The organism is Acidiphilium sp. JA12-A1, from assembly GCF_000724705.2.
GTDB classification, from domain to species: domain Bacteria; phylum Pseudomonadota; class Alphaproteobacteria; order Acetobacterales; family Acetobacteraceae; genus Acidiphilium; species Acidiphilium multivorum.
In genome coordinates this window covers 1-9,749 of record NZ_JFHO01000144.1, presented here as the reverse complement: position 1 = coordinate 9,749, position 9,749 = coordinate 1, and the positions used below count along the sequence as shown (strand labels likewise).

Here is a 9,749-nt window from a genome sequence, read left to right as displayed (position 1 = left end):
GACCGGCGCCGCCGCCGTGACCGGAGCCGCCCTCTTCGCCGCCGCCATGACCGGCGCCGCCCTGGCCATTGCCGCCCTGGCCGTTGCCGCCGCTCGCGCCGCCGCCGTGCTGCTGGGCGAGGAGCGGGACAGGAAAGGCGACGGCGGCGGCGAACAGGCCGGCCGCGCCGAGGACGATCCGGCGTCGCGTGACCGTATCAAACGTATCGTTTGTATTCGGGGATCGCTTGATCATGTCCGGCTCCATTGGCGTCATCCGGCTAGCGCGCGAGGTCGAGGCGCGCGGCCTCGGCGGTCGCGGCGATCTGTGCGGCGGTCGCGCGCGTCGTGCTGACGCAGAGCAGCGCGTTGACGCGGCGGAGCGCGTCGGTGGTGACCGGCACGGTGCTGACCATCGCGAGATAGGTCGATGCCAGGCCGATATCGGGATGGCGCCGTTCGAGCTGTTCCTGATAGCCGGCGAGAAGATCGAGACCGGTGCGCGCGCCGCCGGCGGTGAAGCCGGGGGCGAGTTCCTCCTGCGCGGCGCGCAGGCGCTGGAGGTTGGCGGCGTCCATCCGGGTTTTCGCGGAGAGCGCGCCGAGGCGGAAATTCGAGCACCAGGCGGCGGCGCGGGGATAGACATCGCCGGAGGGCGCGCCGCGATGCGGGGTCGTGGTCTGCGCCGCGGCGAGGCCGGGTGCCGCTAACGGCGCGGCGAGAAGAAGTCCGGCAATGATACGCCACCCGCTTCGGGGCCGTGCACGCATGTTCGGGCGCCTTGACTGTTCCGCCGCCTCACGATGAGGAAGCGTCCGCTGACGGCACAAATATTCGCAATCCGGCATGCGTGCGCTGATCCAGATCAAGTCCCCGCTGCGTCTTTCGGTGTAATCCGTTTTGTCAGGTCGGAGTGGCCGGCGAAGCGACTACGGTCCTGACCATGAGGCGGCCCAGCAGGGTGAACAGCATGTCCGGTTTTCATTTTCGTGCGGCGAAATCAAGGGGACTTCGGAGGCGCGCGCGGCCGGCGGTGGAGGCCCGGCGCCTGGCGCTCGCAGCCTTCGCGGCGCTGGCGCTGCCCTGCGCGGCGCGGGCGGAGGCGGTGCCGGCGGCGATTTCGCGGCAGTTCGACACCGCCGCGGAAAGCGGGCCGCGGGCGCTGCTGGACGATCTGGCCAGGGTGCTCGCCGCGAACCCGTCGCTGGTGGCGACGCCGGGGGCGGCCGCCGCACTCGCCCGCGCCGCGGCTTCGCCGGTGCCGGATTTCGTCGGCGCCAACCTGCCGGTCTATCGGGAGATCGAGGCGCGCATTGTTAGTGCCGCGCCGGCGCCGGTGCGCGATGCGGTCCGCCGCGCGGTGGACCGGGAGCTGAGCGGCTATGCCGCGACCGACATCCGCATCATGCCGCCGCTGCCGGCGATGGGGCCGGCGAACCTGCGCCGCCAGCCGCCGGAAATCGGGCCGGCGGGCTACAAGGTTGGCGACTACACGATTTATCCCAGCATCCAGGCCGGGACGTTCTACGACGACAATATCTACGCGACGCGGACGGGGCGGGTTGCCGATGCGGTCGGCACGATCTCGCCGGTGATCGCCATCCAGTCGAACTGGAAGCGCAACGCGCTGTATGCGGAGGTCGGCGCCGACCTGACCGGCTACTGGACGCATGGCAACGAGAACACCGCGGACTGGCATGCGCAGGTCGAGGGGCGGATCGACGTCAATGCCAAGACGCGGGTGGTGCTCGGCGGCATCGTGCTGCACGAGCACGAGGACCGCTCATCGCCCGACGCGGTGGAGGGGCTGACGCCGACGCCGTATACCGAGATGAACGCCTATGCCGGCGTGATCCGCCGCGTCGGCACGTTCAGCATCCGCACCGGGGCGGCGGTCGAGCGGCTCACCTTCGGCAATGTCGAGGGCCTGCACGGCGAGATCAATAATCAGGACCGCGACCGCAACCGCTACACCTTCGGCATCCTCGCGCGCGACGACGCGCGGCCGGGGTTCCGGCCCTATGCCGAACTGCTTGGCGACCTGCGGCGCTACGACACGGTGCCGGACGACTTCCAGTATTTCCGCAATTCGGACGGGTTCCGCGCCGGGGTGGGCGCGCTGTTCCGGCTGCTGCCGAGCCTTTCGGGCGACGCGTTCGTTGGCGTGATGCACAGGGATTATGCGGATTCGCGGTTCAAGACGATCACCACGCCGGCGGGCAGCGCGGATCTGCGCTGGCAGGCCGGGGAGGATACCGCCCTCACGCTGTTCATCGACCGTTCGATCGAGGAGACGACGCTGCCGGGCAGCCCGGCCTATATCTACACGCTGGTCGGCGGGCGCATCGAGCACGCGATCACCGACGACCTGACCGGCATCGCCCGCGCCGCCTTCGCGCGGAGCGACTTCGCGCAGTCGACCCGGTGGGACAACGAGGCGGACATGTCGGTCGGGTTGCGCTACCGGCTGATGAGCCGGGTGTTCCTCGGCGTCGACTACCGCTACACGCAGCGGATTTCCAGCGACAGCATCTTCAATTTCCGCCGCAACCAGGTCTATCTCGAACTGACCGAGGAATTCTGAACCCGCGCAGCCCGGCCGGGACTAACGGCGCGTTTGGGCGATGCGGGCGGTGAGGTATTCGGCGACCTCGTCCATCGTCCGCCGCGCCTCGGGCAGCAGGAGCTGAAAGATCGGCCAGACATGGGGCATGTTGTCCCACAGCCGGATGCTGACCTCGACGCCGGCCTCGCGCGCCCTGGTGGCGAGGCGGGTGCTGTCGTCGCGCAGCACCTCGATCGCGCTGGCGTGGATGCAGAGCGGCGGCAGGCCGGCGAGGTCGGCGTGCAGCGGCGAGGCGAGCGGATCGCGCTTGTCGGCGGCGCCGAGATAGAGCGCGGCGGCGGCGGGCATGGTGGTGGCGCAGAGCATCGGGTCGGCGCGCAGGTTGGCGCGCATGCTGTCGCCGGCGCAGGCAAGGTCGGTCCAGGGCGAGAACAGCACGGCGCAGGCGGGCATCGGCAGGCCGGCGCGCTTCGCCGCGACCAGGGTGGACAGGGCGAGGCCGCCGCCCGCGGAATCGCCGGCGATGACGAGCGAGGCCGGATCGCCCCCCGCATCGAGCAGGCCGCGATAGGCGGCGAGCGCATCGTCGAGCGCCGCGGGAAAGCGGTGTTCCGGCGCGAGGCGGTAGTCCGGCGCGAAGACGCGGAAGCCGCGCTTCGCGAAGGCGAGGGTGAAGGGTTTGTGCGTGGCCGGCGAGCAGGCGATGAAGCCGCCGCCATGAATGTAGAGCACGGTGGCGGCGGGCGGCGCCTTCGGCTCGGTCCACAATCCGGGGATGCCGCCGCACTCGCCCTTTACGTAGCGACCGCCGGGCGGCGGCAGGACCGGGGTGCCGAGGGCACGGCGGACGCGGCGGGCGATCTCGGCCTCGGTGCGGCCGGAGACGTCGGCGGAGAGCTGCGACTTGACGATCGCGCGGATGAGCGGGTTGACGATGTGGGAGGCGAGGCTCGGCATGGCGTTTCCCTTCAGGGCCGGGCGCGGGTGAGTTGGGCGGCGAGGGAGGAGGGCATGAAGCTGGCCTGGCGGGCGACGAGTTTCGCGTGGCCGACCGGGAGGAGGCGCTGGATCCAGTCCAGCACGCGGGCGTCGGCGCCGATCAGCACGCGGTTGCGGCGGCGCTCGATGCCATCGAGGATCGCGGCGGCGGCCTTGTCGGCCGGGGTGCGGAGGAGTTTCTCGAACTGCACGAGGCCCTCCGCCGCGGCGGCGGCATCGGTGCCGCGGGCGACGCGGGCGCTGCGGGCGATGGCGGTGTTCACCCCGCCCGGATGGATGACGGTGATGCCGACGCTGGTGCCGGCGAGTTCCTGGCGCACCGCCTCGGCGAAGCCGCGGATCGCGAACTTGCTGGCGCAATAGGCGACGTTGCCGGGCACGCCGACGATGCCGAAGACCGACGAGGTATAGGCGATCTGCGCCGCCGGCGCGCGCTTGAGATGCGGCAGGAAGGCGGTGGTCAGGCGGATGCCGGCCCAGAAGTTGATGTCCATCAGCCACTCGAAATCGTCCGGACCGTAATCGTCGAACGGGCCGGCCAGGGCGACGCCGGCATTGCTGACCAGCACCGTGACCTTGCCATGGGCGGCGAGCACTGCATCGGGCAGCGCGGCGATGGCGGCGCGGTCGGCAAGGTCGGCGACATGGGTGGTGACCGGCGCGCGATGCAGGGCGGCGATGCGGCGGCTGACGCCGTCGAGCCCGGCCGCGTCGCGATCGACCAGGGCGAGGCGACTGCCTTTCGCCGCCATCCGCACGGCGAGCTCGGCGCCCATGCCGCTGGCGGCGCCCGTGATGACGGCGACGGCGCCGTCGAGGTTCAGTTTCATCGGCGTGTTCTCACGTGCAGTTGCCTAACGGCTCGTTTGGTAGTCGGCGAGGTCGGCCGCCGCGGTCGCGCGGCGGTAGCCGACGACGGTGCCGGGCCAGAGCGTGGTGTTGCGGCCGTCGGCATCGAGATACCAGCTGCGGCAGCCGCCGGTGGTCCAGACCGTTTTCGCCATTTTCCGGTCCAGCTCCTTCTGGTAGCGGGCCAGCGCCTCGGGCTTCGGCGCCGCCGCCCTGATGCCGGCGGCGCGCATCCGGCGCAGGAGATCGACCGCGTAGCGCACCTGCGCCTCGATCATGATGACGACCGAGTTGTGGCCGAGCCCGGTGTTCGGCCCGAGCAGGAGCAGGAAGTTCGGGAAGTTGGGGACGGTGATGCCCTTGAACGCCTCCATGCCGGTATCCGCCCAGAAGCGGTTCAGCTCGATCCCGCCGCGGCCGACCAGGCGGAGATGGCGGAAGGCGGTGGTGACCTCGAAGCCGGTGCCGTAGATGATGACGTCGGCCTCGTGCTCGACGCCCCCGGCATCGACGATGGAGCGGGCGCGCACCTCGGCCACGGCGGCGGTGGTCAGGCTGACATTCGGGCGGGCCAGGGCGGGATAGTAGTCATCCGACAGCAGGGTGCGCTTGCAGCCCTGGCGGTAGTCCGGCGTGACGCTCGCGGCGAGGACGGGGTCCTTGATCGCGCGGGCGATGTTCCGCCGGCCGAGCGCCTCGCCGGCGCGCTGGGCCCGCCGGTTGCCGAGGAAGCCGAGCACCCGGGCCTCGTGCACCCAGAACAGCGACTGGCGGAACAGGCGGCGCATCCACGGATGGCGGGCGAAGCGGCGCTGCCAGAGCTCGGGCACCGGGCGGTCGTGCCGGGGCAGCACCCAGGGCGGGGTGCGCTGGAACACGGTGACATGCGACGCCACCTTGGCGATTTCGGGGATGAACTGGATGGCGGAGGCGCCGGTGCCGATCACCGCGACGCGCTTGCCGGCGAGATCGAGATCGTGCCGCCAGGTGGCGGAGTGGAAGCGCGGGCCGGCGAAGGCCTCGACGCCCGGCAGGTCGGGGATGGAGGGCCAGTGCAGCGGGCCCATGCCGCCGACGAGGACGCGCGCCTCGATCGTGCCGGTGGTGGTGGCGGCGACCCAGAGGCCGCGCGCCTCGTCCCACCGCGCCTCGATCAGCGCCGTGCCGAAGCGGATCAGCGGGCGGAGGGAGAAGCGGTCCGCCACGTCGCGCAGATAGGCGTAGAGCTCGGGCTGGCGGGGAAAGAGGCGCGACCAGTCGGATTTCGGCGCGAAGGACAGCGAGTAGAGATGCGAGGGAATGTCGCACGCGGCGCCGGGATAGGTGTTCTCGCGCCAGGTGCCGCCGACCTCGGCGGCCTTCTCGATCAGCAGGAGATTGCCGAAGCCGGCCTCCTGCAGGCGGATCGCCATGGCGAGGCCGGCAAAGCCGGTGCCGACGATCAGCACGTCGACCCGGGTGACCGCGGCCTGCGCCTCGGCGCGGGGAGAGGCGGCGTCGAGCATGGTTGTTCCTCCGTTCCGGTGGCCGGCCCGCCGATGCGGGATTCGGGCGCGGCGCTAGGGTGTTTGCCCTAATTGGGAAAACTATTAGGGTGAATACCCTAGTTTGGTCAAGCGAAGAGTCGGGGCGAAAAGATCATGGCGGGGACAGGCGGACGGGCCGGAGCGACGCGGCAGCGCGTGCTGGAGGCGACGCTCCGGCTGTTCAACGAGCGCGGCTTCGGCGTGACCGTCGCCGAGATCGCGGCGGCCTGCGGCATGCGCGAGGGCAACCTGCATTATCATTTCCGCAAGAAGGAGCTGCTGATCGCCACCCTGTTCGAGCGGTTCCAGGAGGAGGAGCTCGCGGTCGCGGAGGCGGAGCTGGGCGACGCGGCGGCGGCGGAATCGTATGCCGAGTACCAGCTCGGCTGGTTCGCGCTGATGTGGCGCTATCGGTGCTTCTATCGCGACGCGTTCAACCTGCAGCACCGGCTGCCGGGGCTGAAGGGGCGGTTCATGGAGGTGCAGGCGCGGGCGAGTGCGGCGGTGGCGCGGGTGATGGCGCTGGCCACGGAGCACGGGTTCCTCGCGATTCCGGCCGGGCGGATCCGCAGCTTCGTCACCAATGTCTGGATCGTGTCGAGCTACTGGATGGATTACCTGCGCACCAGCACCGCGTCCGCCGGGCTGACGGAGCAGCAGATGCAATGGGGGTTCGGGCAGGTGATGGCGCTGTTCGAGCCCTATCTGACCCCGGCGGGGCGGGCGGCGTTCTCTCCCCTGGCGCAGCGCGCGGCGGCGCTGGTCATGCGGGAGGACGAGCCCGGCGGGCGGGGCTGAGCCCGCCGCGCCGGCATGGCGGCCCGGAGCGTGCCGGGCCGCCGCGGATCAGGCCGCGAACTGGTTCATCGTGTTGTGGGCGCCGCCGGCCTTCAGCGCGGCATCGCCGGCGAAATACTCCTTGTGATCGTCGCCGATGTCGGAGCCGGCCATGTTCTGGTGCTTCACGCAGGCGATGGCCTGGCGGATTTCCTTGCGCTGCACGCCGGCGACATAGCCGAGCATGCCCTGCTCGCCGAAATACTCCTTCGCGAGATTGTCGGTCGACAGCGCCGCGGTGTGGTAGGTCGGCAGGGTGATGAGGTGGTGGAAGATGTTCGCCCGCCGCGCGGCGTCGCGCTGGAAGGTGCGGATGCGCTCATCGGCCTCGGCCGCGAGGTCGGACGCGTCGTAATCGGCGCTCATCAGCCGGGCGCGGTCGAAGGCCGAGACGTCCCTGCCCTGCTCCTTCCAGGCATCGAAGACCTGCTGGCGGAAGTTCAGCGTCCAGTTGAAGGAGGGCGAGTTGTTGTAGGCGAGCTTGGCGTTCGGGATGACCTCGCGCACGCGATCGACCATCGAGGCGATCTGCTCGACATGGGGCTTCTCGGTCTCGATCCAGATCAGGTCGGCGCCGTTGTTCAGGGCGTTGATGCAGTCGAGCACGCAGCGGTCGGCCCCGGTGCCGGGACGGAACTGGTAGAGGTTGGACGGCAGGCGCTTCGGGCGCAGCAGCTTGCCGTTGCGGGTGATCAGCACGTCGCCGTTGCCGATCTGCGCGGGATCGACCTCGTCGCAGTCGAGGAAGGAATTGTACTGGTCGCCGATGTCGCCCGGCTCCTTCGAATAGGCGATCTGCTTGGTCAGGCCGGCGCCGAGCGAGTCGGTGCGGGCGACGATCACGCCGTCCTCGACGCCGAGCTCCATGAAGGCGTAGCGCAGGGCGCGGATCTTCTGGACGAAATCCTCGTGCGGGACGGTCACCTTGCCGTCCTGGTGGCCGCACTGCTTCTCGTCGGACACCTGGTTCTCGATCTGCAGCGCGCAGGCGCCGGCCTCGATCATCTTCTTGGCCAGCAGGTAGGTCGCCTCGGCATTGCCGAAGCCGGCGTCGATATCGGCGATGATCGGCACGACATGGGTTTCGAAATTGTCGATCCGGGTCTGCACCTCCTTCTGCTTCGCGAGGTCGCCGGCCTCGCGGGCGGCGTCGAGCTCGCGGAAGAGCAGGCCGAGTTCGCGGGCGTCGGCCTGGCGGAGGAAGGTGTAGATCTCCTCGATCAGCGCCGGCACCGAGGTCTTTTCATGCATCGACTGGTCGGGCAGCGGGCCGAACTCGGAGCGCATCGCCGCGACCATCCAGCCGGAGAGGTAGATGTAGCGGCCCTTGGTGGTGCCGAAATGCTTCTTGATCGCGATCATCTTCTGCTGGGCGATGAAGCCGTGCCAGCAGCCGAGCGACTGGGTGTAGCGCGAGGGATCGGCATCGAAGGCGGCCATGTCCTGGCGCATGACCTTCGCGGTGTGGCGGGCGATGTCGAGCCCGGTCTGGAACCGGTTCTGCAGCCGCATGCGGGCCACGGCCTCGGGCGAGATGCCCTCCCAGGCGGCGCCCTTCGCGGCGATCGTTTCGCTCATCGTGCCAATCGTCTGCTGATACGTCATTCGAACCCTCGTTGTTATCCGGAAACGCGTGATGCGATTCAGATACACCTCGGGGGTCGGCGCGTCAGAAGGTTTTGTGAAGTTTTCACGTAAACATGTGAAACTATGCACCTAGTGAGCAGGTGCGGTGAAAAATTTTTACAGAACGGCGCGCGAGCGGCGCATTGTTACAAGGCCGCGCGCGGTTGGCGCATTGTTACAAGGCCGCGCGCGGCCGGCGCGCGGGGGCGGACAGCGCCCGCAGCAGGCGGCTGGAGACCAGGCCGCCGATCAGGGCGAGCGCCAGCATGCTGCCCATCTGCCAGGCGAGCAGCGTGACCAGATTGACCGAGCCGTGGAACAGCCGCAGCGCGACCTCGGCGGCGGCGCAGGCCGCAAGCGCGCCGCACAGGCCGGCCGGGCCGCGCCGGAAGGCGGCGCCCTCGCGCAGCAGGGCGACCATCGCGGCGGCGGGCACGAGGCTGGCGATCGCGATGGCGGGCACGCAGACGAGGTCGAGATGCAGGCGCAGGGCGCCATCCGCGCCGCGCAGGCCGAGCACGGCGCATTGCCGGCCCAGCTCGCCGAGCCAGAGCAGCAGGGCAAGCGCCGGCAGGGCCGGTTTCCAGCCCGGCTGGTCCGGCCGGCCGGCGCAGAACGCGGCATGGGCGGCGAGCAGCGCGGTGAGCGCGCCGAGCGCCTCGGCGGCGAGGAAGCCGGGGCCGGCGAGGATCGCGCCGAGATCCGGCCGGGGGCCCATGATCAGGGTGATCAGCGCCAGCGCCGGCAGGGTGACGGCGAGCCAGCGCGCCAGCAGGCCGGCGGGGGACGGCAGCCGGCGGACCGGCCGGAGATCGCCGGCCAGGGCGGTGATCAGGTCCTCAGTCTGCATCGGTCACCTTCAGCGCCTGGCGCAGCCGGCGGATGGCGCGGTGGGTGGCGACCTTCAGCGCGCCGATGGTCATGCCCGTGGCGGCGGCGGCCTCGGCCAGGGTCATTTCGCGCAGCTTGAGCATCGTCAACACGTCCCGGTCGCGCCGCGGCAGGGCGTCGATCGCCGCGGCGAGGCGCCCGGCATCGAGCGCCCTCTCCTGCATGTCGTTCGTCGCGAGCGAAGGCGAGGTTACGGGCAGGTCGTCGAGCGGGGTCTCGCGCCCGCGGTTGCGGGCCCGGGCGCGCAGCCGGTCGGCGCCGCGCAGGCGGAGGATGCCGCGCAGGAAGGGCTCGGCCGGGCGGGCGGGATCGAACAGATGGAGGTTCCGGTGCAGGGCCAGCAGCGTGTCCTGCACGATGTCCTCGCATTCCGCCGCGCCGGCGGCGGGGAAAGCGCGCCGCGCCTGGGCGCGCAGCCAGGGCAGCGCGGCCCGCAGGAGCGCCTCGTAGCTGCGGCGGTCGCCCGCCTGCGCGGC

General features: G+C 70.6%; 9 protein-coding genes and 1 pseudogene. 2 read left to right on the top strand and 8 right to left on the bottom strand.

What is annotated here, in order from left to right:
* A pseudogene (locus tag RT91_RS18650) lies at positions 1–235 on the bottom strand (hypothetical protein); the annotation flags it as partial.
* Positions 236–260: 25 nt separating this feature from the next.
* Positions 261–749, bottom strand: coding sequence for a hypothetical protein (locus RT91_RS18645; RefSeq protein ID WP_231295374.1), 489 nt, complete (start codon positions 747–749; stop codon positions 261–263).
* Positions 750–1,012: 263 nt separating this feature from the next.
* On the opposite strand from RT91_RS18645, the gene RT91_RS18640 reads away from it, so the two are divergent.
* Positions 1,013–2,563 (top strand): outer membrane beta-barrel protein, encoded by a 1,551-nt coding sequence (locus RT91_RS18640; protein ID WP_240314359.1) that lies wholly within the window; start codon positions 1,013–1,015, stop codon positions 2,561–2,563.
* A gap of 21 nt (positions 2,564–2,584) precedes the next feature.
* Here the strand turns inward: RT91_RS18640 and RT91_RS18635 are convergent, their stop codons facing one another.
* Genes RT91_RS18635 through RT91_RS18625 form a run of 3 tightly spaced genes read right to left on the bottom strand, consistent with a single transcriptional unit; the run spans position 2,585 to position 5,898 of the window.
* Positions 2,585–3,502, bottom strand: coding sequence for an alpha/beta hydrolase (locus RT91_RS18635; protein WP_035189173.1), 918 nt, complete (start codon positions 3,500–3,502; stop codon positions 2,585–2,587).
* An 11-nt stretch (positions 3,503–3,513) separates the two neighbouring features.
* On the bottom strand, positions 3,514–4,374 hold the full coding sequence (locus tag RT91_RS18630) for an SDR family oxidoreductase (protein ID WP_035189170.1): 861 nt from the start codon (positions 4,372–4,374) through the stop codon (positions 3,514–3,516).
* 24 nt (positions 4,375–4,398) lie between these two features.
* Entirely contained in the window at positions 4,399–5,898 is a 1,500-nt protein-coding gene (locus tag RT91_RS18625) for an NAD(P)/FAD-dependent oxidoreductase (protein WP_035189168.1), read from the bottom strand.
* 135 nt (positions 5,899–6,033) lie between these two features.
* Here RT91_RS18625 and RT91_RS18620 point away from each other — a divergent pair, with 135 nt between their 5' ends.
* Positions 6,034–6,717, top strand: coding sequence for a TetR/AcrR family transcriptional regulator (locus tag RT91_RS18620; RefSeq protein WP_035189165.1), 684 nt, complete (start codon positions 6,034–6,036; stop codon positions 6,715–6,717).
* A gap of 48 nt (positions 6,718–6,765) precedes the next feature.
* Here RT91_RS18620 and RT91_RS18615 read toward each other — a convergent pair whose 3' ends face one another.
* The 3 genes from RT91_RS18615 to RT91_RS18605 form a co-directional block, all read right to left on the bottom strand.
* Positions 6,766–8,361, bottom strand: a complete 1,596-nt coding sequence (locus tag RT91_RS18615) for an isocitrate lyase (protein WP_035189163.1) — start codon at positions 8,359–8,361, stop codon at positions 6,766–6,768.
* Positions 8,362–8,557: 196 nt separating this feature from the next.
* Positions 8,558–9,232 carry an NrsF family protein gene (locus RT91_RS18610; protein WP_035189160.1) on the bottom strand — a complete coding sequence of 225 codons (675 nt, stop codon included), beginning with the start codon at positions 9,230–9,232 and terminating at the stop codon, positions 8,558–8,560.
* Positions 9,222–9,749, bottom strand: a 528-nt coding sequence (locus tag RT91_RS18605) for an RNA polymerase sigma factor (protein WP_035189157.1), incomplete at its 5' end; no start/stop codon positions are given. The genes RT91_RS18610 and RT91_RS18605, both read right to left, overlap by 11 nt.

What these genes read in the sequence shown, in the direction of transcription:
- RT91_RS18635 (WP_035189173.1), bottom strand. Translation starts at nt 3,502, where the DNA reads ATGCCGAGCCTCGCCTCCCACATCGTCAACCCGCTCATCCGCGCGATC.
- RT91_RS18615 (WP_035189163.1), bottom strand. Translation starts at nt 8,361, where the DNA reads ATGACGTATCAGCAGACGATTGGCACGATGAGCGAAACGATCGCCGCG.
- RT91_RS18625 (WP_035189168.1), bottom strand. Translation starts at nt 5,898, where the DNA reads ATGCTCGACGCCGCCTCTCCCCGCGCCGAGGCGCAGGCCGCGGTCACC.
- RT91_RS18645 (WP_231295374.1), bottom strand. Translation starts at nt 749, where the DNA reads ATGCGTGCACGGCCCCGAAGCGGGTGGCGTATCATTGCCGGACTTCTT.
- RT91_RS18610 (WP_035189160.1), bottom strand. Translation starts at nt 9,232, where the DNA reads ATGCAGACTGAGGACCTGATCACCGCCCTGGCCGGCGATCTCCGGCCG.
- RT91_RS18620 (WP_035189165.1), top strand. Translation starts at nt 6,034, where the DNA reads ATGGCGGGGACAGGCGGACGGGCCGGAGCGACGCGGCAGCGCGTGCTG.
- RT91_RS18630 (WP_035189170.1), bottom strand. Translation starts at nt 4,374, where the DNA reads ATGAAACTGAACCTCGACGGCGCCGTCGCCGTCATCACGGGCGCCGCC.